This window comes from Rhodococcus sp. IEGM 1305 (assembly GCF_030058635.1).
Classification (GTDB): domain Bacteria; phylum Actinomycetota; class Actinomycetes; order Mycobacteriales; family Mycobacteriaceae; genus Rhodococcus_F; species Rhodococcus_F opacus_D.
This window is the reverse complement of sequence record NZ_JASHKX010000003.1, coordinates 15,223-40,501: the sequence shown is the minus strand read 5'-3', so window position 1 is coordinate 40,501 and position 25,279 is coordinate 15,223. Positions and strand designations below refer to the sequence as shown.

Genomic DNA, 25,279 nt, shown 5'->3' with positions numbered 1-25,279 from the left:
GGCGACACATCATCGAAGGAAACCACCTTGTCCTCCACCCTGCACAGCCCCGCCGCCACCTTCTCGCTCGACGACCGCTACGTTCTCGACGAGGGCACGATCTACCTGACCGGCATCCAGGCACTTGTCCGCACCTTGCGTGACCGGGCGATCCTCGATCGCCGCCGCGGGCACCGCACCGCCTCGTTCGTCTCCGGCTACGAGGGCTCGCCGCTGGCCGGTTACGACCTCGAAATCGGGCGCAAGCGCAAACTCCTCGACGGGTTCGACATCGTGCACCGCCCGGGGGTCAACGAGGAACTGGCAGCCACCTCCGTCCTGGGCACCCAGATGGTGCCCCAGGTCGGACGGATGCGGCCGGACGGAGTCACCGGCTACTGGTACGGAAAATCGCCCGGCCTCGACCGCGCCTCGGACGCCATCCGGCACGCCAACCTCATCGGCACCGACCCCCGAGGCGGCGCCGTCGCCCTGGTCGGTGACGACCCGGGTGGTAAATCGTCGAGCCTGGCCTGCGCCTCCGAAATCGCCATGGCCGATCTGTTGATGCCCACCCTCTACCCGGCCGACCCGCAGGAGGTACTGGACTACGGACTGCACGCACCGTTCCTGTCCCGGTTCACCGGACTCTGGTCGGGGCTCAAGTTCGTCACCGCCGTCGCCGACGGCGCCGGCACCGCGGTGGTGCACCCCGACCGAATCGACCCCAGCTTCGGAGACCTGGGACCGAGCACCTACGTACCCAGCGCGAAGCTCGCCGGCCCCAACCTGCTGACCCTCGAGCGCAGCCAGCTCTACGACCGCCTCCCGCGCGCCCTGGACTACGCGCGCATCAACCACCTCAACCGCATTGCCGCCGCCGGACCCGACGACCGCATCGGCATCGTCACCTCCGGCAAGACCTACCTCGACCTGCGCGAAGCCCTCACCGTACTCGGACTCGACGACACCGACCTGCGCCGCTTCGGCATCCGGATCCTCAAGCTCGGCATGATCTACCCGGTCGACCCGCAGATCGTGCACACCTTCGCCGACGGCCTCGACGAAATCATCGTCGTCGAGGAAAAGCGCGCCTTCATCGAGACCGCGGTCCGCGACATCCTCTACCCACGGGCGAACGCCCCCAGGGTGTTCGGCAAGACCGATCCCCACGGCAAGCCCCTGGTCAATGCCTTCGGCGAACTCGACGCCGATCTGATTGCCGGTGCTCTGGCCCGCCGCCTCGGCGACGAGTACGACATCGAACCGGTCCAGCGCTGGCGCGAGCGGGCCAAGACCTCACGGATCACGCTGCCGCTGCTGACCCGGACACCGTATTTCTGCTCTGGGTGCCCGCACAACTCGTCGACGAAGGTGGCCCCGGACAGCCTCGTCGGCGGCGGCATCGGCTGCCACGCCATGGTGTTGCTGATGGACGACAAACAGGTCGGCGATGTCATCGGCTTGACCCAGATGGGCGGCGAAGGCGCTCAATGGATCGGGATGGCCCCCTTCCTGGAAGAAAACCACCTGGTCCAGAACGTCGGCGACGGCACCTTCATGCACTCGGGCAGTCTGGCGCTGCGCGCCGCCGTCGCCTCCGGTGAGAACATCACCTACAAGCTGCTCTACAACGCCACCGTCGCCATGACCGGCGGCCAGGACCCGGTCGGCGCCATGCCACTCGACCGTCTCACCCGACTTCTCCTGGCCGAGGGCGTCCACAAGATCGTCGTCACCACCGAGGACCGTAACCGGGTCAAAGCCCTGAAGCTGCCCCGCGGGGTCGAGATCAGCGACCGCGACGACATGGTGCAGGTGCAGCAGGACCTCGCCGCCGTCTCCGGTGTCACGGTGCTCATCCACGACCAGGAATGCGCAGCAGAGAAACGCCGTAAACGTAAGCGCGGCACAATCGACACCCCCACCACGCGGGTGATGATCAACGAACGCATCTGTGAAGGATGCGGAGACTGCGGCGAGAAGTCGAACTGCTTGTCCGTGCACCCCGTCGACACCGAGTTCGGCCGCAAGACCGCCATCCACCAATCCTCCTGCAACCTCGACTACTCGTGCCTGAAAGGTGATTGCCCCTCGTTCGTGACGGTCACTCCCGGTCCCGCCGAGCAGCGCACCCCCGTACCTGACATCGCACCCGGCCTGGTTCCGGAGCCGGCACTTGCGCCGGTCGGGTCCGAATTCGGAATGCGGCTTCTCGGTGTCGGCGGCACCGGCGTCGTCACCGTCTCGCAGATCCTCGCTACTGCCGCAGTGCTCGACGGCAAGTTCGTGCGCAGCCTCGACCAGACCGGTCTCGCGCAGAAGGGCGGCGCCGTCATCTCCGACCTCAAGCTCAGCGACCGCGCCTTCGAAACAGGATCGAAGATCGGTCAGGGCCGGTGCGATCTGTACCTGGCCTGCGACTCCCTCGTCGGAACCGACCCGACCAATCTGAAGGTCGCCAACCCCGACAGCACCATCGCAGTCGTCTCCACCACCGAGATCCCCACCGGGCAGATGGTGGTCGACACCACGGTGCACTTCCCCGAGTTGAGCACGATCCGCACCGCCATCGACAGCGCCACCCACCGGTCCGTCTACCTCGACCCGGCCGGCCTGTCGCGGGATCTGTTCGACGACGAGCAGTACACCAACATGCTCCTCGTCGGTGCGGCCTACCAGACCGGTGTCCTCCCGATCTCCGCCGACGCCATCGAGCGGGCGATCACCCTCAACGGTGCCGCAGTCCACACCAACGTGCAGGCCTTTCGCCGTGGCCGCCAGGCCGTTGCCGACCCGGCCGCCCTGACCGCCGCCATCGAGAGCACCCGGCGCGCCGTCTACACCCCGCCGGCGCCGTCACCTCGAGCACTCCAGATTGCGGCCACCGTCGCTGCTGCCGATGACTCCGAGCTGGCGCGACTCGTGTCCCTGCGGACCGCGGACCTGATCGACTACCAGGACGCGTCCTACGCGCAGCAGTACGCCACCTTCGTCGAACACGTGCGCGCGCAGGAGACCACGCTGATCGGCGGATCCACCGCGCTGACCGAAACCGTGGCCCAGCACCTGCACAAATTGATGGCCTACAAGGACGAGTACGAGGTCGCGCGCCTTGCCCTCGACCCCGCCTTCGACGCCGCGGTCACCGATGCCTTCGGCCGCAGCGCGAAACGGTCGGTGCGCCTGCACCCGCCGATGCTGCGCGCGATGGGCATGAAGAACAAGCTCTCCCTCGGCTCCTGGGTCAATCCCGGCTTCAAGACCTTGCACCGGCTGCGGCGAGTCCGCGGCACCAAACTGGACGTCTTCGGCTACCACCACATCCGCAAGATGGAACGCGAACTCATCGTCGAATACCGCCAGATCATCGAGCGGCTCCTCGTCGACCTGACCGCAGCATCACTGCCTGCCGCCGTCGAGATCGCCGCCCTGCCCGACATGATCCGCGGCTACGAGCAGATCAAGGTCGGCAACGTCCACAGCTATCACGACACCCTGACAGGGCAGCTCGCCGAATACCCACACCAGTCCGCCGCCGCCGAGCTCGCCAGCTGAGCCTCACGTGCCGCGACCGCGACGACGGTCCCCGCCGAGCAGGCAGGCGAACACGGCGCAGCTTGTGGGCAGCCGTCTCGGCCGAATCCTGAGTTACGGTGAACACTGACTCGCCGAGGGGGCAAAGTGGTCAAGGACGGTGCTCGCAGATGGCGCGACAGCAGATGGTTCGACGTTGTCGTCATCCTCTCGACCATCGCCGCCGGAACCGTGGTGGCCGGCCTGCTGAACGACCCGGGGCCCAATGAGCACACCACCGACGGCGCGTACACCTACGCTTTCGAACCCGCGCCGTACCCGGCGCGGATACCGGGGTGCGATGTAGTCGAACCGCCCTCGGACCCTAAACGCGTCAACTTCGCCACCGTCGGGCCCGGCGAGTACGACAACCCGAAATATCCATGGTTCTCGGGGGCTAAGGCCGCGGCGATGACACAGGCCACCGTCGATGCACTCCCGGACTCGGTGGAGCTGGTCTTCGCCAGCCCACGCCAGTCCCTACAGTTCGAGCCGATCACCGATGTCGACCCCGCCAACTTCCCACAGGAGGAGGATGCAGACCTGTTCAACGGGTCGACAAACGCCCGCGGCTCGCTGGTCCGAGACGGACACGTCGGAACCTTGACCGTCGATGTCCAGGCCTGGAACCGTCCCGTCCTGCCGTGCGTGACAGGAGCGCTGGATCGACGCGACACCCGCCCGGACGGCACGGTGCTCGACACGCTGGACACCTGGTACGAGATCAACGGCGTCCGCACACTCGAACGCACTGTCGACGCGTACCTTCCCGACGGCACCCGGATCGTGGCCACGGCCAACGACGCCGACAACACCGACCCGAGGGCAGGCAGCCGCCACAGCGGACAGATCCCGTTGACCCTCGACGAGCTGACCGCGATCGCCACCACCCCCTCCCTGGCGGTCACGGCACCCGTCATCCCGGCCGTGCCACTGATGCCGTCCTGCGGGGCCTTCACCGATTGGAACGGCCCGGAGCTGACCCGGGACAAGGTGACCCGGCTCGACCAGGCACTCGAAGCCCGGTGGGCGAGCATGCCCGGCAACAACGACCTCACCCTGGATCGGCCGATCGGATCACTCCGCTTGACCGACGCCGGAAAAGACAACGTCTGCGAGGTGCTCACCGTGACATCGGCCACCGGGGCCGCCGGGCGCCTCGACATCGTCGTCGTCAGCGGTCAACCCGCGTCCTCGCGCCAGGACGAGTACCTGAACGAGATCGACCCGAACCGCATCACGACTGTGTCAAAAGAAGGGTCCACCCTCACCCGCGGGTTCTACCCCGCGCACGGCAGCGCCTACTTCTCGATCACCCGTCCCTCCACCCAACAGATCATCATCAGCACCACCCCCATCAAGGGTTCCACCGTCCCGATCACGTTGGAACAGATCGAATACCTCGCCACCGCAACCGAACTCGACCTGAGCTGATAACCCGTCGGAACGGGATTCGCACACACCGTGGCAGCCAATGCGACCGGCTGACCACGACCGTCGGTTTCGTTCCCTGACGCGTCGGAAGACGGATGCCGGCGGACAAGCCAGCTGGAGAATTGAGCCGGTGAACAGGGCATACGAATCCAACGCCCCGCAATTTCACCGAACTCGAGTTGACTAGCTGGTGGGCGCTCAGCGAGTACGCTAACACTGCAACAGGGGTCGCGACAGGTCCCACATTGGAGGGCACACCATGCGGTGGGTTTCGCTTCCTCGTTCGTCCTTCGCCTGGACTGCGGCGTCCGTGGCCATCCTCGCTGCACCGCTCGGCTCGTCCGCTGCGGCGACCGCGAACCCGCCGCCGGTCCCGGCGACGACAACGATGTTTCAGGCCCCGGTGACGTTCGTTTCTGCTTGTAGCACAGTGGGATTCAGATGCTGGGTACCGTACCTGCTGGCAACCGTGACTCCGTCCGCAACAACCGGTGCACCCGGCATGGTGACTTTGGCGGCAGAGCCCTCGAACACAATCGCGATCACCACGCTCGACTGTATCGACGTATCGGTGAACTGGCGAAACCTGACCACCGGCGCCACCGGCACCACCGTGCTCCGAGCCGAGCGGCCCGTCGACTTCAGTCGCCCCATCGCGCCGGACGAGAGGTGCCGATATACCCCGGCGACAGTGGGCACCGGCAGCGGAACAGTCGTCGCGACCGCCGATGTCAACGCCCACGTCCTGCCGCCCGCGAGCGACCGATGGCCTCAAGTACCGGTCAACCCTGGGTTCGGATCCTTCCCGGTTCCCTAGAGCGAGTCGACATTGTGTGTGGGTCGGTAGCAGCTCACTCCGGACGATCCCCACGTGGTTTCCGGCGCGTAGTACACGGCGAGTTTCCCTGCTACGTACCGCATTCGTACCTGCCGGGCGCCGACGGTATCTACTGGATTCGTAGACGAGGATGAGCCCACAAAACCGCTTCTACCAGGACTGACGACACGTCCCTCCCGACGAGAGTGCCCCGCATCGACATCGATGCGGGGCACTTGGCTCAGAGGGGACAGCAGAGGCTGCCGACGGTTAGCCGCGAGAGAGTCCGGGCTGAATCTGGATCTGCCCCGGGTTGGCCTTGGTCTTGCCGACCGTCCATTCGCCGTCCGCACCGCACACCAGGGCACCATTGCGATCACCGGGCTTGCCGTACGTCACCGTCTCGTTGCCCTGCGAGTCCGTGTTCACGATCGGACACGGCCCACCGGTGGGACCGTTCGGACCGATCGGCTCGGCCTGAGCGACGGACGCCGCCCCGACGGCACCCAGGACCGAAAAGGCAGTGAAGGCGATAGCGGCAACGGTTCGGCGGGCGTTGATCATTCATTCGCTCCTGAGGATGTCGGGGAAGTGCGTCGGTGACAGGTACAACTCTGCCCATTCCAGCGCCCGAACTGAAGCAACCCCAGGGGTCCGTTCGCCCACCCCAGGGAGGGAAACACCCCACCCCAACACGATGTAGAAGCTGACCGGTCGATATTGAATCCGGATATACCGAGCCGGGCATTCACACCCCGCTACCGTGTCCGGGTATGGGGACCGCCTTCCACGGTCCGAGTCCGTGGCCGCACATCACCCGCGCGATCCGTACGCGCGGGCCCCGGCATGCCGCGATCGCCCACCTCGGCCAGGACGCGCCCACCCTGCCGCTGCGCGCCGGGGACGTCCTCGTCGTCAACGCCTCCCGCGCAGCCGTACGGGCGCCCTGACCTCCCCTATTGTGCTCGCGTACTACGCGGACGCCGGGGTTCGGGTGCTGTCTTCGCCGAACCTGCACGCCAATGTCATCGCCACCGACCGGCGGGCAGTCATCGGCTCCGCCAACGCCTCCCACGGCTCCGCCCTCCCGAGCGCCAGGCGGACGGGGTCCGGCCCTGACCCCGAGTGCGGTCGGGTCGAAACGGCGGCATCCGAGGTCGCTGCTTATACACGACATGTTCCGGGCGCGGCCGGCAGATCGAAAGCCGGGCGCCAGGCAGACCCGTCGCTCACAGATGGAATGCGGATTCGGCAGGACGAAGTGGTTACGTCACCTTGACGCTCCCGGTGAAGAAGAACGGGGCCACACTGCCGAAGCAGAAGACGGTCACATTGGACCCCGACGCAAAACCGCCGATCCTTCCGACGCCGGCTTTGAATCCGAAATTCGAGTCAAGTGCAAAGCAATTCCAGCTCTCCCCCGGCGGTACCGCAATGCTGATCTCGCCTGTACCGCCCGCGGTGACAGTAGGTGCCGCCGTTGCGGTGCCGGCCCCCACGAGCATCACGGGGGCGATGACGGCTGAGGCAACAGCTGTGCGCAACGCGATCTTGTTCATCGTGCTCACCTTCGATTCTGAAAAAGTCCCGACTCGGATAGGGAACGGTGACGCCGACCCCACCAGGGAAGCCACGATCGGATCCACCGCCTACTTCGCATATCGCATCAACACCCGAGAAGTTTCACCAATACGACAATCTTCTCGAAGTCGAAACTTGAACAACCGACCAATTCAAATGGACAAGTAATCTAATTCCGACGGTTTCTGATTGAACGGGCTCGAGCAAGTACCTAATTTATTTCGCGAGCCACATTCCGACGTGTCGGCTGCCAGCCTCGGCGGCAAGCCGCTGCTCGGTAGTGCAGCACGTCATCGAGTCATCGTGTGCTGCTGCCGAATATAGGCCCGTGGGAAGTCGTGCGTTTCCACGTAGCAGGCACGTCTGGCCACCACCGGTGAGCCCCCAGCCTGTGGAACGTGTCTGCTGCCCGAGCGACCGGACGCTCTAGGAGGTAGTACCGGACGCCCCGACAGCCTGGCGGTTGGGCCGAAACGCGCACCCCGGGAGGCACACTCAACATCAGTCGGGATTGGCCGACGACGGCCCGATACCCTTCGCGGCGGATCCCGGAGGTCCCTGCCCCGAACACTCGACACCAGTCGCGATCGGAGAGCCTACTTGGCAACCACGCTGCCGCCGGGGTCGACGTTTTGGGGAGCGACGCTCCGTTACTGGGAATTCTTCCCGGCGACCGCGGTCGCCGGGTGCACGGCAACCAACCCGAGGCCCGCCCTGCGCTTGCAAAGCTTCGCCAACTCGGCGTACGCGGCCTTGCCGAGCAACTCGGTCAGCTCCGGCGCATACGACTGCCACACCGGTTTAGCGCCGACGTGCGCGTCCGGCGAGCCGGAGCAGTACCAGTCCAGATCCGCGCCGCCCTCACCCCACCCGCGCCGGTCGTACTCGCTGATCGTCGTCTTCAGGACCTGCTCGCCGTCGGGTCGCTCCACCCATTCCTGAGTGCGCCGGATCGGCAGCTGCCAGCACACGTCCGGCTTCACCTCGAGCGGCTCGATGCCGCGCTCGAGTGCCATCGAGTGCAGCGCGCACCCGATGCCACCCTCGAAGCCGGGACGGTTGAGGAAGATGCATGCACCCTTGTAGCGGCGGGTCCGCAGCGCCGGCTCGTCGTCGAGCTCGTCCTCCTCGATGTACCCCTTCTTCCCGAGACCCTGCCTCCTGAACTGCCAGTCCTCGGGTCTGAGCAGCTTCACCGACTCGTGCAACCTCTCGACATCCTCCTCGTCCGAGAAGAACGCGCCGTGCGAGCAACAGCCGTCGTCGGGTCGGCCCGCGATGATGCCCTGGCAGGCCGGGGTGCCGAACACGCAGGTCCAGTGCGAGAGAAGCCACGTCATGTCCGCGGCGATGAGATGCTCGGCGTCGTCGGGATCGAGGAACTCCACCCACTCCCGAGCGAAGTCGAGCCCAACCTCGGGGCTCGGTGTCAACTTGTCCGACGGCACCGGAATACCTGCTGCCACAAACCCCCACGGTAGCCGACCCCCATAACAACCAAGGACTGATCCGGTCCCCGTCCGAGAGCAAATAACGCACCACAGCGGTGATATGCCGACGATCAACCCCAGTCCCGGCGCCGCACATCGGAAGCGACGGTGAGCGGCATGGCCCAAGACGCCCGGCACCCGGTCAGCCCGCGACGACCGTTCCAAGAGCCCGCGGGGCGCGACTACCCCATGTGGAAGCGCAACTCCCCCAGTGTGTCCTCGCCCGACCCAGGGTAGGCCGATGGTCATCGGAGCCAGGGTGTGGCACAGGCAGTCGCGGGTCGGACTCCTCGGCCGTGCTTTCTGGATGAGATGCCAACCTACTAACGGGCGGTGTCGGCCAACAAGGCCTTCCAGCCCTCTCCGGTGTGCTGTCAGCTCATCCAGCGCGCGTTGGCTCCGGTCAGTGACGAGATGAATCGGGCAACACTGAGGCCCCCAGCACGTCGCAGACGAGTAGGGCGGCGTGCAGTTCGGCGATGTTGATCGTTGCCGGCCGGCCCCTGCGCTCTTCGGCACGACGCACCCTGTGCAGGACCGTGTTCCGGTGGATTCCCAAGGTGCTCGCTGCGGTCGCCAGGCTCCCTTGCGCGTCGAGCACAGCCAAGAGCGCGGCGCGCTCGCCGCGCTCTTTCGCGTCGTCCCGTGCGAGAGCGCCGAGCTGAGCGGCGACGAAGGCCCGCGCCGCATCCAGGTCGCGCGAGATGGCGTCCACCAACGCAACATCGCTGAACTGGGTGATCGATGGCGCCGCGCGCCCGGACAGTTCGATGATTCGGCGTGCGCGTAAGGCCTCGAGATGGGAGGTGCGGAAGCCGGCCGCCCCCGGATGGGGTGAGCCCACCGCGATGTGAACGTTGTCGCGTTCGCCGGGAAACTCATTCGCCATGCCCGTGAGCGAAGTCCTCACGTCCCCCGTGATCGAGGCCCACCCCCACACCGCGAGTGGGCCGTCCGCCACAACGAGTGAGTGACCCGCCCCGAGAAACCGACCAACCCGCCGAGCGAATCCCTCGAGGTCGACGCCGCGGTCGTCGACCCAGCACACGAAACCGATCTGCCGACCGGTGAGCCGGTGGCTGAGCACACGTTCAGCGCGAGCGATGTCGACGCGCTCCCCAGCGAGCAGTGCCCGCACGACGTCGTCGCGCTCGGCTCGTGCCTGGGTCTGGCGTCGGTCGAGCTCAGCGACGTACTCGGCAGCCACCAGACTGGAGATGCGGTCGATGTATCGAAATCCGAAACGCTCGAGATCGACAAACGTCCTCAACGCGACCGCGGGGTCCTCGATCCAGTCAGTCAGCGATTCGGAAAGCTTCTCGGTGAAGTACTCGTGGCCCAACCGATAGAACCGCAGCATCACATCGACGCTGTGCCCTCGTGATGCCATTGCCCGCGCGTGTTCGAGCGCCGTTACCGGCGCCTCCGCAGCCGCTGCATCGATCCCATGACGAACCATCGAAAGTACCGCCTCAAGATTCGACGAGCACGATCCCAAAGTCAGACCGCGAAGCTCAGCATCCCCACCGACCTCCGGTATCCGTTCGACTAAGTACCGCAGCATGTCGTCAGCCAGGCTGGACACATTCGCCAGCAAATACGCAGCGATACCCCTTCCAGCCTCCGCAGCGTGAGCCGGCTCCAGCGCCTCCATATCTGCACACTAGTTGTTGCGAGTCATGACGTTGTAGACGCCGGGCGGGGCATGGGTTGAGCGAAGGGGACAGGACTCCGACGGCAGGACGAGAAGTACCACCCACGCGCTTATGGTGCACGTGGATGTGACGAAGGTCGGGCGGATACCGGAAGGCGGTGGCTGGCATGCCCACGGCAAACGCTCTGACCAGGCGAAGGCCGTCGAACGCGCCGAGGCTGCCGGAGCCCGCGCCGGCTACGGGTACCTGCACTCCGCCGTCGACGGGTTCTTCCGCTCGCATACACCGAGGCCCTGACCGATGAGAAAGCCTTGACGGCAATCGGATTCATGCATCGAGCCCGGGTGTTCTTCGCTGCACACTTCCGTCGGCCAACATCAATCGGATCGTCACCGACAACGGCTCCTGCTACCGCGCTCGATGCCGCGCAGCGAGACGGCAAGGAACCGCTGACGGCCGCTGAGCGTGACGAGCTGACCCGGCTGCGTCGGCAGCTCGCCGAGTAGGAGATGATCTCCGCGTTCAGACCGCGTTCGAGAGCGACTTTCATCAGCGATCGCCCGAATCACCGGGCAACACTTCGCCGACATCGATCTTGGCGAGCACCTCGTCCAGGGCACCCGAGGCGGCAAGCGCATCGGCGACCTCGTCCTGACGACGACCCCGCTCCTGTCGTGACTGCGCTCCTTGGCGCGACGCACCCGTTGCAGGACCGGTCAGCTGTAGCGGTTTGGTCGGCGCTACAGCGCCGATATGGAGGCGTTGGAGCCGGCCGGCAACGATCAACATCGCCGAACTACACGCAGCGCTGATCGTCTGCAATGTGCTGGGGGCCTCAGCGTTGCGCGGGTCAGAGCATTACTAAACGGACACCGAGCACGCAGAATGTGCTGACAGCACACCGGAGAGGGCTGGGAAGGCCTTGTCGACCGACACCGGCCGTTAGTAGGTTGGCATCTCATCCCGAAGCGCGAAGGAGGAGTCCGATGCCGACTACGACTCGAGCACCCCAACCCCCAGTAGCGGCCTCGCAGCACGCCTTGCCTGATCCGGGCGAGCAGGTTCCTGCGCTGTCCTGGCCGATTGTCGGTATCGGCACATTTGCGCTTACGCTCTTCGGCCTCTCGACCTGGGCCGCGCTCACCGACACGTTGCCTGCGATCGCCACCATCGCCGCGAGCTCCGCAGCAATCTTCGTCCTGTTCACCGTGCTGCACGACGCCTCGCATTACTCGATCAGCTCACATCGCTGGGTCAACGTCGCCTTCGGTCGGTTGGCAATGTTCTTCGTCTCGCCTCTGATCTCATTCAGGTCTTTCGCGTTCATCCATATCGAGCACCACCGCAACACCAATGACGGTGAGTCCGATCCCGATCACTTCGTCAGCGCCTCACCCTGGTGGCAGCTGCCCATCCGGTTTCCGGCTATGGACCTGCCCTACATCAGTTTCTTGGTGCGCAACCTGCGTCGCCGCCCGCGCGCCGAGGTCCTGGAAACGGCGGCTTTGATGACCCTGTCGGTGACGGTCATCGCGTCGGCCGCCTTCGCGGGACATCTGTGGACGCTCGCGCTGATCTACCTGATTCCCGAACGGGTGGCGATGTTCGCGCTCGCGTGGTGGTTCGACTGGCTACCCCACCACGACCTCGACGACACACAACGCGAGAACCGCTATCGCGCGACCCGCAACCGGGTCGGCTCGGAGTGGATCCTGACTCCCCTGCTCTTGTCGCAGAACTATCACCTGGTCCACCACTTACACCCCTCCATCCCCTTCTACCGCTACGTCGCGGCGTGGCGACGCAATGAAGCCGCCTACCTCGAGCGCGACCCGGCAATAAGCACCGTCTTTGGCCAACATCTCGACGCCACCCAGTACCAGGAGTGGAAACGCCTCAACGGCGCCCTCGCCGCACTGCTCCCCGTCCGAATGCCGCGTTCCTCCGCGGCACGCCATGCCAGCACCCACCCGATCCCTGTCAAAAGCGTCGAGCGCCTGACCCCAGACAGCGTCAAAGTCACTTTCGACGTTCCCGATCACCTCAGCGACCAGTTCGCCTTCCAGGCCGGCCAACACCTGACCGTTCAACACCGCGTCGGCGGGAAGGAGGTGCGACGAAACTACTCGATCTGCACCTCGGCGACATCGGGAGAACTCGCGATCGGAGTACGCCACATCACCGGCGGAATGTTCTCAACGTTCGCGGTCGAAACGCTGCGAGCCGGTGACCTCCTGGAGCTGATGACGCCTACGGGTAGCTTCGGCGCACCCCTCGATCCACTCGCTCGGCACCACCATGTCGTGGTAGCCGCCGGGAGCGGCATCACACCCATCCTGTCGATCGTGCGCACCACGATGGAGATCGAGACCGAGAGCCGATTCACCCTCTTCTACGGCAACAGAACCGCAGAGTCGACCATGTTCGCCGCCGAACTTGATGAGCTCGAATCCCGATATGCCGACCGGCTGAGCATCTTCCATGTCCGCTCAGCCGAGGCGCACCACCCCGCATCGCTTCGCGGCCGTATCGACCTGGCGATGGTTCAACGCCTGCTCGCCACCGACCTCACGTCGATCGACCGGTGGTACCTGTGCGGCCCGAGCGAACTCACCACCACAATCCGCGATGACCTCGCAACCGAAAAAGTGCCGACCGAGCGGATCCACCTCGAACTGTTCCGCGGCACGAAGCGACCCACCCACGTCGAGGCCTTTCCCGCCTCCGAAGTGACCATCACACTGTCCGGCGCGAATCACATCGTGCAACTCGCCCCCGGTGAGACGGTCCTCGAATCCGCGCTGAAAAACGACATCGACGCCCCCTATGCCTGCCTTGGCGGCGCGTGCGGCACTTGCAAAGCCCGAGTCACCACAGGGGCAGTCTCGATGGAGCAAAATTTTGCACTTCAGACCGCCGAAACCGAGGCCGGCTTCATACTGACCTGTCAGTCCCATCCCACCACCCCAACGGTCGCAGTCGACTACGACAGCTGAGCCCACACATGCGCGAACACCGCCAAAGGTCGCACGCGTCGCCGGCGCCTCGATCGGCATCGGCGATCGCCAGGTCGCCAGTGGGCGGTGTTGAAAGATTCTGGCGGCTGCCTCGGTAAGCGCTTGGTCGGCTGCGCCAGATCCGAACGCACCGATTTCGATCTGGCCAACCCGATTCGGCTCGTCCCGATCCCCACCAAGCAACACCAAAGGAACAACTCGCATGCCTAAGGTTCGCAGGCAGGACGTCAATTCATTTATCCCCATGCCGCACTTGATCGTCCGCCCACTCATAGTGCGACTCGCGCGACTCGACAGTGATGCGGAATGGGTAGCACAACGCGGGGTCCGCGCGAGAGCGCGGGAGTGACCGCCGGTGGATCCGGTTGGAATGTACAGCGCGTATCGGTGCACGAGCGGGGCTACTGCCGACCGGCACGCGTACTACGCCTCCGAGGAAATGACAGCGCTCATCCGCGCCGGTAGCAAGGCTTCTGCCGAAGTGAGCGTGACACCCGATGACCTGCCGTCACCTTCCGGAGTGGCGTATCTCGCCCGACCCGAAGGCGGACTCGTCCTTCTCTGGAATATCCTGTATGACACGCATCTCTCGGTCCAGCTCGTATCGGCAGCCGGAGTAGAAGAATTCCTCGGCGACGAAGGTGAGCTCCGCGCAGGTTCGGCATACCGATTCGGCAACCACGACTACCTGCCGATCCCGACCGCGGAAGCCGAACTCAGCCCGCCCGAAAGCGACACTCCACCGAGCCTGCACTCGATCGACGACTTCACCCGCGCCGGGGATTCGGATGTCCCGCAGCAAGCCCTCACAAACTACCGCGGATGGACATCCGCGCAGATTCTCGAGGTCTTCGTCTCCTTCACTCACATACTCCGGCAGCGAACGACCCAGACCGAGTCCACAACAGTGACTGCCACGAAGTCTGCGACCACCCGGCGGTGCAGGAAGCCCTCACAGGTCACGTACTCGTCCTCCCGGTCCCGGTCCTCAGTGCGGGCCACCCAAGACGAGACACCAACACGTACTTACTCGCATCGTTGGACAGTGCGAGGTCACTGGAAGAAGCAATGGAATCCCAGCGAACAACGCCACCACCCAATCTGGATCTCGACCCATACCGCCGGTCCAGAAGGAGCACCAATCAAGACCTCCGACACAGTCACCCTGCTCTAAAGCCCACCTGGCCCCTCCCCGGAGTGGAAATGACCCTTCCGGAACAGCCCGAGCGAGGTATGGGGCTGGCCCGACCGGTCTCACCGGAAAACGAAGCAGCAGCAATGGACCTGACAACTCGGGCGCCCCGCACTCCTGCAGCGGCGACGCCTGCTCGACCTGCAAGGCGATCCTCCCACGCGGGCCAGTTCACATGGAGCAGAACTATGCACTCGGCGAGGATGACGTTGCACGCGGGTCAGTTCTTACCTGCCAATCTCGCCCAACCAGTTCCGCGATCTCCATCAGCTACGACAGCTGATCATCCATTGACCCTCAATCAGAAACGAACCATCACAATGAAATTGACCGGGAAACTAGCTGTAGTGACGGGAGCGTCATCAGGTATCGGTGCTGCTACCGCCGCGGCCCTCGCCGCTGCCGGCGCAGAAGTGATCCTCGTCGCCCGAACACCCGGGCCACTGACAAAAACGGCCGAGTTGATCCGATCTCGAGGCGGCCAAGCGCACGATTTTCCCGCTGACCTTACGTCGTACTCGGAGGTCAAAGACTTGGCCGACCAGGTGCTCGGGGATATCGGTGTTCCGGACATCATCGTCAACAATGCTGGTGCCGGCCGGTTCCTGTTCCTCGACGAAACCGATCCGGAGGACGCAGTCCAGATGATGGCTGCGCCATACTTTGCCGCATTCTTTGTCAGCCGTGCATTCGTGACACCGATGATAGCCCGGGGCTCCGGTAACATCCTGCAGATAAATACTCCAGCTGCCACGGTTCCCTGGCCCGGGGCAGTCGGTTATGCGTCAGCTCGTTATGCCGTCCGCGGGTTCACCGAGTCTCTTCGACAAGATCTGCGCGGCACTGGCATTCGTGTTTCTTCGGTAACGCCTGCGAAGGTCGACACCCCCTACTTCGACCGCAACCCCGGTGCTGAAGATCGGATTCCGAGGATTGAGAAGCTCCTCGGCACTATGACTCCCGAGCAAGTCGCCGACGTCGTCGTCTCGGCACTACGCCGCGATGCGGACGATGTCCATGCACCATGGAGGTGGGCTGCCCTGCACCCTATCGCGCGTGCGATCCCACGCCCATTTCATTGGTTAGCTTGGCATACCGGAACCAAGCACCCCCGGACCGTCGCGGGTGCCGGTTGAGCACGTTCGACTTCGATGTCGTGATCATCGGTTCAGGTTTCGGCGGCAGCGTAGCCGCTCTCCCTCTCGTGGAGAGGGGTTACCGTGTAGCGGTACTCGAAGCCGGCCGACAATTCGCGGACCACGAAGGTCCCCAGTTGATCGTGAGCGCGGTGAACTTCGCGATGCTGGGTCTCGGCTTTGCGACAACGCTGGAACCCGGCAGAACGGCGGCCCAACAGTTTGTACCGATGCCTGCGTTCTCTGGAACAGAATGCTCGCGCGCGCCCCGCCGGACGTGTGAATTTCACTGTCCGGCAACGTATTAGGACAACGGGTCAACGCCCGGCGCGGTGACCCTCACGCCACATGTGCGTCGCGCAGGGTCGCGGCCTCCTCGCGTACGTCGTGGTCTGCGGTCAGTTCGCGGACCACGCCGACCTCGGCGAGGACCGCGGCCTGGACCTGGTCGAGGGTGACGGCCGGATTCATGTCGGTCAGGGACGCCGCCGTACCGGGGTCGAACTCCAGCTCGAGCGCGGCGTTGACATCGGTGAGCACCGCCCGCACCGGGTCGGAATCGGACACCACCAGTTCGAAGCCGAACAGCCACGCCCCGGCGACTATTCGCTGCGCGGTTCCTGCGAGCTTGACGCGGCCCGCGCCGTTCACCGTCCAATCACCAGGGCAATACTCACCGGGCACCGGTCCGATGCGAGCGTCGACACCCAGCTTCCTCAGCACGTCGACGAGCCGCGGGGTGATGCGCTGGAAGCGGGGCCGGGCCCCGACCATGCCCTCCGTGTCGCGGGAGAACATCTCCACGACGAGGGTCTGCTCGTGGTAGGCCGCCGCCCGACCGCCTGCCCCTCGGACGACGGGGGTGAATCCATGTCGCCGCGCCGCCGCGGCGGCGGCCGGAAACTGCGGTCGAACAGCGTCCAGCCGCCCGAACGACAGCGTCCGCGCGGGACTGTAGATGCGGATCAGCGCAGGGGCATTCGGCTCCCGCGCGGTGCGACGCAGAAGCGCCGTGGCAAGCGCCGCGTCCAACACGGGATCGTCCGGAAAGTGAGTGGTCAGCAACTGCTCGATCGTCATGCTCGTCCCGTCGGTCCGCTCCGCAACCCCACGGCCACGACATCATCGCCGCGACCGGCACGCCTTTACAGTGTCGCCGAGGGCGACGACGAGAGCACCCTGAGGTAGGCGACCGGGATCGGGTTCGCGGATATCCCCGCGGCCGCTCCCTCCGGAGCCCTACCCTGGACACGCCGAAAGGCACTCCCCCTGGATGCCTGCGCGCAGTGTGCAGGGCCAGCGCGCCGAGAGGTCGTCACGATGCTCCTCAGATCGAGTGTGGTCGTCTTGTCCTGTGCCGTAGCCGCGGTGCTGTCCGCTTCCCCCGCCCAGGCCACGCCGTCCTCGGGGGTGACCGCGCAGGTTCTGTTCGAGACGACGGTTCCGGCGGTCGCCGGAAGCTCGGCGGGCACCGATCTCACGCTGCGGCGCATCGAGATCGCCCCCGGCGGCACGACGGGATGGCATTACCACGACGGTCCGGTGTACGCGTTCGTCGAATCCGGTGTGCTGTCCCGCACTCTGCAGGACTGCACGAAAGCGGTGACGACAGCCGGTCAGGCGATCACCGAGGACCACGGAAGCGATCACGTCCACGAGGGCTCGAATCTGGGAACCGAACCGCTGGTGCTGCTCGCGTTCTACACGGAACCGGAGGGCAAGCCCCTGTCCGAGGACGCGCCGGCGCCGGCCTGCTGACGGTCACCGCGCCCGCCTCCTCATCGGGTGACCGAGTCGATCCACTCGACCGCTCCCGCGACGTCGTCCACCGTTGTCGTTCCCGACGGCAACGGTGGACGGCTGATCATCAGTACCGGAACGCTCAGTGCGCGGGCGGCGTCGAGTTTCGCGTCGGTCTGACCGCCGCCGCTGTTCTTGGTGACCAGGACGTCGATGCGGTGCTCGCGCATCAGCGCGATCTCGTCGGTCACCGCGAACGGCCCGCGGGCGAGGAGCAGCGTCGACTCCGGCGGCGTCGCCACATCGGGGGGATCGATCGCGCGGATGAGAAACCACAGTGCGTGCAGGCCGGCGAACGCGTCGACACCCTGCCTGCCGATGGTGAGGAAGACTCTCGTTCCCAGGTCGGGCAGCAGTGTGGCCGCGTCGGCGAGGTCGGCGGCGCGGTGCCAGCGTTCGCCGGGATTCGGAGACCATTCGGGGCGCCGGAGGACGACGTGCGGTATCCCGCGACGGTGCGCGGCCTCGGCGGCGTTGCTCGTGATCTTCGCCGCGAACGGGTGCGTGGCGTCCACGATCGCGGCGACGGGATGCGCGCGCAGCCACTCGTCGAGTCCGTCCGCTCCCCCGAATCCGCCGATCCGCACGTCACCGACGGGCAGGCGCGGATCACGGACCCGGCCGGCGAGGGAGGACACGGTGTCGACACCCGGAACGTCCGCGAGTGCGGCGGCAAGCGCTCGGGCCTCCCCGGTGCCGCCGAGGATCAGGATCCGCGCCACGCTCAGTGGGTGGTGCGCTCGCGCGTGGCGGAATACAGGTAACTGTCCGGAAATCCCTCGGCCGCAAGCACTTTCCCGACGATTACCACAGCGGTCTTCGTGACGCCCGCCGCCTTCACCTGATCGGCGATCGTGGCCAGGGTGCCGCGGAGCACGATCTCGTCGGGACGCGAGGCGAACGCGACAACGGCGGCGGGACAGTCGCGGCCGTAGTTCTCGGTGAGCTCTTCGACGATCTGATCGATCCGGTGCGCACCCAGGTGCACCACCATCGTGGCACCGCTGCGGCCGAGGGAACGCAGGTCCTCGCCCTCCGGCATCGCGGTGGACAACGTGGACACGCGGGTCAGCACGATCGACTGCGAGACACCGGGAACGGTCAGCTCCCGCCCCAGCGACGCCGCCGCCGCGGTGAACGCGGGCACTCCGGGCACCACGGTGTACGCGACGCCGGCGGCTTCGAGCCGGCGCACCTGCTCGGCGACGGCACTGAAGATCGACGGGTCACCCGAATGCAGGCGCGCGACGTCCTGACCGGCCGTGTCCGCCTCGATCAGCAGGGCGACGATCTCGTCGAGACTCAGCCGCGCCGTGTCGATCACCCGCGCACCCTCGGGGCATTCCGCAAGGAGTTCCTGCGGGACGAGGCTGCCCGCATACAGGCAGACGGGGCTCGCCGCGATGATCCGCTGCGCGCGGACCGTGACCAGGTCGGCCGCGCCGGGACCTGCCCCGATGAAGTACACCGTCATGCCGCATCACCTTTCGACTGCTTCGTCACCGACCACTGCGCCACCGGCAGTTGCGGCCGCCACGCGGTGAACCCGCCGAGTGGCTCACCGCGATACACCTGGAACTTGCGGAGCTGCCCGCCGCATTTCGAGAACCACTGCAGCAGAAGCGCTTCCGATTCCGCCGTCACCGCGTTGACCACCATCCGGCCGCCGGCCCGGAGCCGCGACCAGCACTCGTCGAGCAGGCCGTCCTGCGTGACGCCACCGCCGACGAAGATCGCGTCCGGTGTGGACAGCGCGGGTGGTACGTCCTCGAACGCTGCGGGTGCGTCACCGAACACGGCGAGGGACGGCACCCCGAGCGCGGCCGCGTTCGACTCGATCTGGTCGACGCGTGCCGCGCTGCGCTCGAAAGTCACGGCCCGGCAGCGGGGGTGGGTACGCATCCATTCGATCGCGACCGTGCCGGACCCGCCTCCCACATCCCACAGCAACTCCCCCGCCGCCGGGGCGAGGGCGCACAGCGTCAGGGCGCGGATCTCGTGTTTGGTCATCTGCCCGTCGCCCGTGAACGCGACGTCGGGCAGTCCGGGCATCCGGGTCATCCGGAGGGTGCCGGAGTCGGCCCGGCAGTCGATCGCGATCACGTTCAGCCGGGCCCCCGGTTCGTGCGGCCAGGCCGACGCCGTTCCGTCGAGCCTCGACTCGTCGGGTCCGCCCAGTTCGCCGAGCACCATGAGCCGCGACGGTCCGAACCCGTGTTTCGTCAGGAGCTCGGCCACGGCAGCGGGGGTGTGCTCGTCGCGGCTCAGCACGAGCAGTCGCGTGTGATCGCCGAGTGCAGGCAGGAGCGCGCCCACGGGCCGGTTCACGAGACTGACCACGGGCGTCTCGTGCGCGGCCCAGCCCAGCCGCGCGCACGCCAGGGTGGCCGAGGACGGGTGCGAGATCACCCGAACCCGCTCCGCGCCGAGCAGGTCGACGAGGGTGACGCCGATACCGTGGAACATCGGGTCTCCGCTGGCCAGGACGCACACCCGCCGGCCGTGGTGCTGTTCGAACAGGCCCGGTAGCGCGGGGACGAGCGGCGACGGCCAGGCCACCCGCAGTGCCGGCGACTCGGGAAGCAGGGCGAGTTGACGCCCCGAGCCCATCACCACGTCGGCGCCGTCGATCGCGCGGCGCGCGGACGGCGACAGACCGTCCCACCCGTCGGCACCGATACCGACGACGACGATCGGATCGGTCATCGCGGCATCCGGCGCCAGATCGCCTGCGGCAGCAACCGCATGACGAAGAACACCGGGCGCAACCGTCCCGGCACCCACACTCGGCTCGCACCGCGGTGCAGACCCCGCACGACCGCGTCCGCGACCTGTGCCGGTGTGCTCGACATCGGCGCGGGCGACATCCCCTCGGTCATCCGGCCGATCACGAAACCGGACCGGACGAGCAGGAGGGAGACACCGCTACCGTGGAGGGCGTCACCGAGACCGGAGGCAAATCCGTCCAGGCCCGCCTTCGCCGACCCGTACACGTAGTTGGCCCGGCGCACACGCACACCCGCGACGGACGAGAACACCACGATCCGCCCCGACCGCTGTTCCCGGAGCAGGCTGGCGAGATGCGTGAGCACAGCGACCTGCGCGACGTAGTCGGTGTGGACCACGGCGACGGCGTGCCGCGCGTCCCGCTCAGCGCGCGCCTGATCGCCGAGAATGCCGAACGCCAGCACCGCCACCGACAGCGGTCCGTGCGCGTCCACCACGGACCGCAGCAGCTTCTCGTGGCTGTCCAAGTCGTCGGCATCGAATTCCACGCAGTCGACCACGGACGCGCCCGCGGCCAGCAGCGCCTGCCGTTCGGCGGCGAGTTCGGTGCTGCGGCGGGCGGCGAGGACGATCGTGCGGCCGGGCGCGAGCCGGGACGCGATCTCGAGGCCGATCTCGCTGCGACCACCGAGGAGGAGTACCACCCCGTCGTCGCCGGGCTTGCCGCTGTTCTTCTTCGATCCCAGGCTCACCAGTCCAGTGTCCTGGATTACCGTCGGAGCATGGACCGCACCCCCTCCACCCCGATCCGCCTGACCGACGCGGCACTCACCTTCCTCGGCGAATACCACCTCGGGACGCTCACCACGCTCCGCAAGAACGGCACCCCGCACGTCGTCGCCGTCGGCTTCACCTGGGATCAGGAGCACGGGCTGGCGCGGGTCATCACCAACGGCTCCTCGCAGAAGGCCCTCAACGCCGAACGCGGAGGATACGGCGCGGTGAGCCAGGTGGACGGACCGCGCTGGATGACCCTCGAGGGTCCCGCCCGGGTCCTGACCGACCCCGAGTCCGTCGCCGACGCCGTCGCCCGCTACGCCGCCAGGTACCGCCAGCCCCGGGTGAACCCGACCCGCGTGGTCGTGGAGATCGCCGTCAGCCGCGTACTCGGCTCGGCTGCGCTGCGTCACCGCTGAATCGCAGCTTCCACGGGACCAGCGCGGACTCGATCTGCACGGCGAGGCTCATCTTGGACACGCCGTCGGTGCGCTCCTCGAACCGGATCGGGACCTCCGCGATGGTCATGCCGCGCTGCACCGTGCGGTAGTTCATCTCCACCTGGAACGCGTACCCGTTGCTCTGCACACCGTCGACGTCGATGGCCCGCAGCGTGTCCGCGTGCCACGCCTTGAACCCGGCGGTGGCGTCCTTGACGCGCAGCCGCAGGATCGCGTTGACGTAGAAATTCGCCCACGCCGACAGCGCCTTGCGATGCCAGGGCCAGTCGCTGGCGACCGCGCCGCCCGCCACGTAGCGGGAGCCGAGCACGACGGCCGCGTCCGTCGTCGCCAGCGTCTCCACCATCCGCGGAATGGCCTCGGTGGGGTGCGACAGGTCGGCGTCCATCTGGATCACGATGTCCGCGCCCTCGTCCAGAGCCCTGCTCATCCCGGCGACGTAGGCCCGCCCGAGGCCGTCCTTCACGGTCCGGTGCAGGACTCCGACCGGGATCGGACCGCTCTGCGCCAGGGTGTCGGCGACCTCACCGGTGCCGTCCGGCGAGTTGTCGTCGACGACCAGCACATGCAGGTTCGGAATTTCCGACGCCGCGAGAAGCTCGACGATCTTGGGCAGGTTGTCGCGTTCGTTGTAGGTCGGTACGACGACGGTTACCTTCGGGGCGACGCTTTCCATGACACCTTCGCGTGATCTGTGATCCCGACTCTCCGCAGACGTGCAGCGGCGAGTGCGGTCGTGAACAAATGGAAGATGTTACTACCCGCGCCGCACCGCCCCCGCACGCTCCCGGCGCTCAGCCGGGGAGAACCGTCAGCCCGTGCGGCCGGGTGTTGACCGGCTCACAGCCGTCGGCGGTCACGATGACGATGTCCTCGATCCGTGCACCCCACTCCCCGCGGAAGTAGATGCCGGGCTCTACGCTGAACGCCATCCCCTCGGCCAGTTCGATCGCGTTACCCGACACGATGTACGGCTCCTCGTGCACCGACAACCCGATTCCGTGCCCGGTCCGGTGCACGAACACCTCCGCCAGCCCCTGCGCGGCCAGCAGGTCGCGGGCGGCCGCGTCGACCGCTTCCGCGGTGACGCCGGGGCGCACCAGGTCGACGGCCGCCGCCTGCGCCTCCTCGAGCACCGCGAACTTGGCGGCCACACCCGGATCGGGCTCACCCATGCTGTACGTGCGGGTGGAGTCGGAGTTGTAGCCGGGTTCGACGGGTCCGCCGATGTCGATGACCACGACGTCACCCGATTCGACGACCCGCTCGGACACCTCGTGGTGCGGGTCGGCGCCGTGCGGTCCCGAGCCGACGATGACGAACGCCGCCTCGGTGTGCCCCTCCGCCAGGATCGCGGCGGTGATGTCGGCCGCCACCTCGGCCTCGGTGCGGCCGACCTTCAGGAACTCCCCCATGCGGGCGTGGACCCGGTCGATGGCCTGACCGGCCCGGCGCAACGCGCCGATCTCCGCGTCGTCCTTGACCATCCGCAGCTCCCGCAGCACCCCGGTGGCCAGGACCGGCAGCGCGCCGAGCGCCTCCGACAGCGGAATCAGGTGCAGCGCAGGCATCGCATCGGTGACCGCGGTCCGGGCAGGAGACGGCAGCAGTCCCGACACCAACGCGTACGGGTCGACCCCGTCGACCCAGTCGCGGATCGTCAACCCGAGTTCGGACGCGGCCGACTCGGTGAGCGACGCCAGTTCGAGCCGCGGCACGACCACGGACGCGGTGTCGCCGTTCGCGGGAATCACCAGGCAGGTGAGCCGTTCGAACGACTCCGCGCGCGAACCCAGCAGATACCGCAGGTCGGGTCCGGGGGTGATGAGGAGGCCGTCGAGTCCGGCGTCGCGGGCCAGTGCGCCTGCGCGAGCGATCCGGTCGGCATAGATGGTGGTCGGGAAGCGTGAAGTCGATGCGCCGAGGGAACTCATGGCTTCAGGCTAAACCGGTTTGGCAGGATGAGGGTCATGACAGGGCCTCTGCTTCTCCTCGACGGTGCCAGCCTGTGGTTTCGCGCGTACTACGCGCTACCCGACTCGATCACCTCCCCCGACGGTCGATCCGTCAACGCGGTGCGCGGGTTCACCGACATGGTGGCCGCACTGATCACCAAGCACCAGCCGTCCCGGCTCGCGGTGTGCCTCGACCTCGACTGGCGGCCCGCGTTCCGCGTCGAGGCGGTGCCCACCTACAAGGCGCACCGGGTCGCCGAGGACACCGGCGGGGCGGAGGAAGAGGTTCCCGACACCCTGTCGCCGCAGGTCCCGATGATCCTGGATGTCCTGGCCGCCACCGGAATCGCGACCGCCGGCGCCGAAGGGCTCGAAGCCGACGACGTGCTCGGCACCCTGGCCGCCATCGAGACCCGCGACACCACCATCGTCGTCACCGGCGACCGCGACCTCCTGCAGGTCGTCACGGACGCCCCGGTGCCGGTGCGGGTGCTGTACGTGGTGCGCGGCCTCGCCAAGGCCGAACTGCTCGGGCCGGAAGAGGTCGCAGCCAAGTACGGGGTACCCGCCGACCGGGCCGGTGAGGCCTACGCCGAACTCGCCCTGCTGCGCGGCGACTCGTCCGACGGGCTGCCTGGTGTGAAGGGAATCGGCGAGAAGACCGCGTCGAGCCTGATCATGCAATACGGATCGCTCGCCGCCCTGCGGGCCGCCGCAGTCGACCCCGAATCCGACATGGCGAAGGGTGCGCGCGCGAAATTCGCCGCCGCAGCCGACTATCTCGACGCGGCACTGCCGGTGGTGCGGGTGGTGCGGGACGCCGATGTCGAGCTGTCCCGCGAAGACACGCTGCCTGCCGAACCGGTCGACGCGGACCGGCTCGGCAGGCTGGCGGAGGAACTCGGAATCGAGAATTCCGTCGGCCGCCTCACGGCGGCGATGAAAAAGGTGGCCGCCGTACGGGTTCCGTGACGGCCATCTAGCTGGGGCGGCTCACTTCGTACGTGCCCTTGTCGTCGGTGAAGGTGAGAGTGACCTGCTTCTTCTCACCGTCCACGGTGAGACTGCACGTGAAGCTGTTGCCCTTCTTCACTTCCTGATCCGCGGGGCACGTGACACCGGACACGTTTTCGGCGCCGTACGAATCGGTGACGATGCGCTCGACACCGTCCTCGGCCGCCTTCTGATCGAGTGTGTCCGTGCCGAACACCGTGAACGCGAGCACCAGGGCGATACCCACAATGACCAGCAGAGCCACCACACCGCCGATGATCAACGGCAGCTTCGACTTCCCCGACGACGGCGGCTGCCCCCACTGCTGCTGGCCGGGAGTCGGGCCCCACTGCTGCGGCTGACCCGGTTGCTGACCCCACTGCGGCTGCCCGGGTTGCTGACCCCACTGTCCCGGACCCGGCTGCCCGAGCTGACCGGGTTGCGGCTGCTGACCCCACTGCGGTTGTCCGGGCTGCTGGGGGTGCTGACCCCACTGCGGCTGCCCGGGCTGCTGAGGCTGACCCGGCGCCGGCTGTCCCCACGGCTGAGCGGGCGGCTGCTGACCGTACTGCGGCGCCCCGTACTGGCCGCCGGCCTGGTCAGGGTTACCCTGGCCCGGTTGCTGTCCCTGGGCCCATTGCCCGTTCGGGTCGTTCGGTCCGTAAGGGCCGCTCATCGTCGCCTCCCGC

23 protein-coding genes and 3 pseudogenes are annotated in these 25,279 nt (G+C 66.8%); 12 read left to right on the top strand and 14 right to left on the bottom strand.

Features of this window, described 5'->3' with window-relative positions; genetic code table 11:
* Positions 1-27 precede the first annotated feature (27 nt).
* Both QM693_RS06800 and QM693_RS06795 read left to right on the top strand, forming a co-directional pair.
* Positions 28-3,537, top strand: coding sequence for an indolepyruvate ferredoxin oxidoreductase family protein (locus QM693_RS06800; RefSeq protein ID WP_491930723.1), 3,510 nt, complete (start codon positions 28-30; stop codon positions 3,535-3,537).
* A 126-nt stretch (positions 3,538-3,663) separates the two neighbouring features.
* Complete coding sequence (locus tag QM693_RS06795; RefSeq protein WP_283351830.1) at positions 3,664-4,989, top strand: hypothetical protein; 1,326 nt, start codon at positions 3,664-3,666, stop codon at positions 4,987-4,989.
* Positions 4,990-5,382: 393 nt separating this feature from the next.
* Here the strand turns inward: QM693_RS06795 and QM693_RS06790 are convergent, their stop codons facing one another.
* The gene (locus QM693_RS06790) at positions 5,383-5,724 is read right to left on the bottom strand and encodes a hypothetical protein (protein WP_283335122.1); all 342 of its coding nucleotides are present in this window, start codon (positions 5,722-5,724) and stop codon (positions 5,383-5,385) included.
* A gap of 352 nt (positions 5,725-6,076) precedes the next feature.
* On the bottom strand, positions 6,077-6,370 hold the full coding sequence (locus tag QM693_RS06785; RefSeq protein WP_105422014.1) for a hypothetical protein: 294 nt from the start codon (positions 6,368-6,370) through the stop codon (positions 6,077-6,079).
* Positions 6,371-6,579: 209 nt separating this feature from the next.
* Here QM693_RS06785 and QM693_RS06780 point away from each other — a divergent pair.
* Positions 6,580-6,893, top strand: a pseudogene (locus tag QM693_RS06780) (phospholipase D-like domain-containing protein); the annotation flags it as partial.
* A 178-nt stretch (positions 6,894-7,071) separates the two neighbouring features.
* Here QM693_RS06780 and QM693_RS06775 read toward each other — a convergent pair.
* The 3 genes from QM693_RS06775 to QM693_RS06765 form a co-directional block, all read right to left on the bottom strand.
* Positions 7,072-7,365: a hypothetical protein gene (locus QM693_RS06775; RefSeq protein ID WP_283351829.1), complete on the bottom strand. Its 294-nt coding sequence runs from the start codon at positions 7,363-7,365 to the stop codon at positions 7,072-7,074.
* Between the two features lie 672 nt (positions 7,366-8,037).
* Positions 8,038-8,820 carry a DUF3109 family protein gene (locus tag QM693_RS06770; RefSeq protein WP_283352165.1) on the bottom strand — a complete coding sequence of 261 codons (783 nt, stop codon included), beginning with the start codon at positions 8,818-8,820 and terminating at the stop codon, positions 8,038-8,040.
* A 460-nt stretch (positions 8,821-9,280) separates the two neighbouring features.
* Positions 9,281-10,531, bottom strand: a complete 1,251-nt coding sequence (locus QM693_RS06765) for a PucR family transcriptional regulator (RefSeq protein WP_283351828.1) — start codon at positions 10,529-10,531, stop codon at positions 9,281-9,283.
* Between the two features lie 112 nt (positions 10,532-10,643).
* On the opposite strand from QM693_RS06765, the pseudogene QM693_RS06760 reads away from it, so the two are divergent.
* Positions 10,644-10,953, top strand: a pseudogene (locus QM693_RS06760) (IS481 family transposase); the annotation flags it as partial.
* A gap of 128 nt (positions 10,954-11,081) precedes the next feature.
* Here QM693_RS06760 and QM693_RS06755 read toward each other — a convergent pair.
* Positions 11,082-11,321, bottom strand: a complete 240-nt coding sequence (locus tag QM693_RS06755) for a hypothetical protein (RefSeq protein ID WP_411194629.1) — start codon at positions 11,319-11,321, stop codon at positions 11,082-11,084.
* 197 nt (positions 11,322-11,518) lie between these two features.
* On the opposite strand from QM693_RS06755, the gene QM693_RS06750 reads away from it, so the two are divergent.
* The 5 genes and pseudogenes from QM693_RS06750 to QM693_RS06735 form a co-directional block, all read left to right on the top strand.
* Positions 11,519-13,528 carry a fatty acid desaturase gene (locus QM693_RS06750; protein ID WP_283351827.1) on the top strand — a complete coding sequence of 670 codons (2,010 nt, stop codon included), beginning with the start codon at positions 11,519-11,521 and terminating at the stop codon, positions 13,526-13,528.
* A gap of 460 nt (positions 13,529-13,988) precedes the next feature.
* Positions 13,989-14,723: a hypothetical protein gene (locus tag QM693_RS06745; RefSeq protein ID WP_283351826.1), complete on the top strand. Its 735-nt coding sequence runs from the start codon at positions 13,989-13,991 to the stop codon at positions 14,721-14,723.
* Entirely contained in the window at positions 14,623-15,024 is a 402-nt protein-coding gene (locus QM693_RS37765; RefSeq protein ID WP_502942619.1) for a 2Fe-2S iron-sulfur cluster-binding protein, read from the top strand. Before QM693_RS06745 ends, QM693_RS37765 begins: the two co-directional genes overlap by 101 nt.
* A 7-nt stretch (positions 15,025-15,031) precedes the next feature.
* Complete coding sequence (locus QM693_RS06740; RefSeq protein ID WP_283351825.1) at positions 15,032-15,877, top strand: SDR family NAD(P)-dependent oxidoreductase; 846 nt, start codon at positions 15,032-15,034, stop codon at positions 15,875-15,877.
* A pseudogene (locus QM693_RS06735) lies at positions 15,766-16,014 on the top strand (FAD-dependent oxidoreductase); the annotation flags it as partial. The gene QM693_RS06740 and the pseudogene QM693_RS06735, both read left to right, overlap by 112 nt.
* 202 nt (positions 16,015-16,216) lie before the next feature.
* On the opposite strand, the gene QM693_RS06730 reads toward QM693_RS06735, so the two are convergent.
* A complete protein-coding gene (locus QM693_RS06730) occupies positions 16,217-16,957 on the bottom strand; it encodes a lipoate--protein ligase family protein (RefSeq protein WP_283351824.1) in 741 nt (246 codons plus the stop codon).
* Positions 16,958-17,197: 240 nt separating this feature from the next.
* On the opposite strand from QM693_RS06730, the gene QM693_RS06725 reads away from it, so the two are divergent.
* Positions 17,198-17,635 carry a cupin domain-containing protein gene (locus tag QM693_RS06725; protein WP_005256250.1) on the top strand — a complete coding sequence of 146 codons (438 nt, stop codon included), beginning with the start codon at positions 17,198-17,200 and terminating at the stop codon, positions 17,633-17,635.
* Between the two features lie 20 nt (positions 17,636-17,655).
* On the opposite strand, the gene QM693_RS06720 is transcribed toward QM693_RS06725, so the two are convergent.
* The 4 genes from QM693_RS06720 to dprE2 are packed head-to-tail and all read right to left on the bottom strand — an operon-like array spanning position 17,656 to position 21,156.
* Entirely contained in the window at positions 17,656-18,399 is a 744-nt protein-coding gene (locus QM693_RS06720) for a cobalt-precorrin-6A reductase (RefSeq protein ID WP_283351823.1), read from the bottom strand.
* A 2-nt stretch (positions 18,400-18,401) separates the two neighbouring features.
* Positions 18,402-19,151, bottom strand: a complete 750-nt coding sequence (gene cobM / locus QM693_RS06715; protein ID WP_283335130.1) for a precorrin-4 C(11)-methyltransferase — start codon at positions 19,149-19,151, stop codon at positions 18,402-18,404.
* Positions 19,148-20,383: a precorrin-6y C5,15-methyltransferase (decarboxylating) subunit CbiE gene (gene cbiE / locus QM693_RS06710; RefSeq protein ID WP_283351822.1), complete on the bottom strand. Its 1,236-nt coding sequence runs from the start codon at positions 20,381-20,383 to the stop codon at positions 19,148-19,150. Before cbiE ends, cobM begins: the two co-directional genes overlap by 4 nt.
* Entirely contained in the window at positions 20,380-21,156 is a 777-nt protein-coding gene (dprE2, locus tag QM693_RS06705; protein WP_283335132.1) for a decaprenylphospho-beta-D-erythro-pentofuranosid-2-ulose 2-reductase, read from the bottom strand. The genes cbiE and dprE2 overlap by 4 nt, the downstream gene beginning before the upstream one ends.
* Before the next feature lie 30 nt (positions 21,157-21,186).
* On the opposite strand from dprE2, the gene QM693_RS06700 reads away from it, so the two are divergent.
* Positions 21,187-21,600: a TIGR03618 family F420-dependent PPOX class oxidoreductase gene (locus QM693_RS06700; protein ID WP_283351821.1), complete on the top strand. Its 414-nt coding sequence runs from the start codon at positions 21,187-21,189 to the stop codon at positions 21,598-21,600.
* Here QM693_RS06700 and QM693_RS06695 read toward each other — a convergent pair.
* On the bottom strand, positions 21,560-22,318 hold the full coding sequence (locus QM693_RS06695) for a polyprenol monophosphomannose synthase (protein WP_105416207.1): 759 nt from the start codon (positions 22,316-22,318) through the stop codon (positions 21,560-21,562). The genes QM693_RS06700 and QM693_RS06695 overlap by 41 nt on opposite strands.
* Before the next feature lie 118 nt (positions 22,319-22,436).
* Positions 22,437-23,576: a M24 family metallopeptidase gene (locus tag QM693_RS06690; protein ID WP_283351820.1), complete on the bottom strand. Its 1,140-nt coding sequence runs from the start codon at positions 23,574-23,576 to the stop codon at positions 22,437-22,439.
* Positions 23,577-23,612: 36 nt separating this feature from the next.
* Between QM693_RS06690 and QM693_RS06685 the strand changes: the two genes are divergently transcribed.
* On the top strand, positions 23,613-24,569 hold the full coding sequence (locus QM693_RS06685) for a 5'-3' exonuclease (protein ID WP_283351819.1): 957 nt from the start codon (positions 23,613-23,615) through the stop codon (positions 24,567-24,569).
* Positions 24,570-24,576: 7 nt separating this feature from the next.
* On the opposite strand, the gene QM693_RS06680 is transcribed toward QM693_RS06685, so the two are convergent.
* On the bottom strand, positions 24,577-25,266 hold the full coding sequence (locus QM693_RS06680) for a DUF4333 domain-containing protein (RefSeq protein ID WP_271212587.1): 690 nt from the start codon (positions 25,264-25,266) through the stop codon (positions 24,577-24,579).
* Positions 25,267-25,279: the final 13 nt, after the last annotated feature.

Coding starts and splice junctions, on each gene's coding strand:
- QM693_RS06785 (WP_105422014.1), bottom strand. CDS start 6,370: ATGATCAACGCCCGCCGAACCGTTGCCGCTATCGCCTTCACTGCCTTT.
- QM693_RS06775 (WP_283351829.1), bottom strand. CDS start 7,365: ATGAACAAGATCGCGTTGCGCACAGCTGTTGCCTCAGCCGTCATCGCC.
- QM693_RS06765 (WP_283351828.1), bottom strand. CDS start 10,531: ATGGAGGCGCTGGAGCCGGCTCACGCTGCGGAGGCTGGAAGGGGTATC.
- QM693_RS06755 (WP_411194629.1), bottom strand. CDS start 11,321: ATGTTGATCGTTGCCGGCCGGCTCCAACGCCTCCATATCGGCGCTGTA.
- QM693_RS06750 (WP_283351827.1), top strand. CDS start 11,519: ATGCCGACTACGACTCGAGCACCCCAACCCCCAGTAGCGGCCTCGCAG.
- QM693_RS06745 (WP_283351826.1), top strand. CDS start 13,989: ATGACAGCGCTCATCCGCGCCGGTAGCAAGGCTTCTGCCGAAGTGAGC.
- QM693_RS06730 (WP_283351824.1), bottom strand. CDS start 16,957: ATGACGATCGAGCAGTTGCTGACCACTCACTTTCCGGACGATCCCGTG.
- QM693_RS06725 (WP_005256250.1), top strand. CDS start 17,198: ATGCTCCTCAGATCGAGTGTGGTCGTCTTGTCCTGTGCCGTAGCCGCG.
- cobM (WP_283335130.1), bottom strand. CDS start 19,151: ATGACGGTGTACTTCATCGGGGCAGGTCCCGGCGCGGCCGACCTGGTC.
- cbiE (WP_283351822.1), bottom strand. CDS start 20,383: ATGACCGATCCGATCGTCGTCGTCGGTATCGGTGCCGACGGGTGGGAC.
- QM693_RS06700 (WP_283351821.1), top strand. CDS start 21,187: ATGGACCGCACCCCCTCCACCCCGATCCGCCTGACCGACGCGGCACTC.
- QM693_RS06695 (WP_105416207.1), bottom strand. CDS start 22,318: ATGGAAAGCGTCGCCCCGAAGGTAACCGTCGTCGTACCGACCTACAAC.
- QM693_RS06690 (WP_283351820.1), bottom strand. CDS start 23,576: ATGAGTTCCCTCGGCGCATCGACTTCACGCTTCCCGACCACCATCTAT.
- QM693_RS06685 (WP_283351819.1), top strand. CDS start 23,613: ATGACAGGGCCTCTGCTTCTCCTCGACGGTGCCAGCCTGTGGTTTCGC.
- QM693_RS06680 (WP_271212587.1), bottom strand. CDS start 25,266: ATGAGCGGCCCTTACGGACCGAACGACCCGAACGGGCAATGGGCCCAG.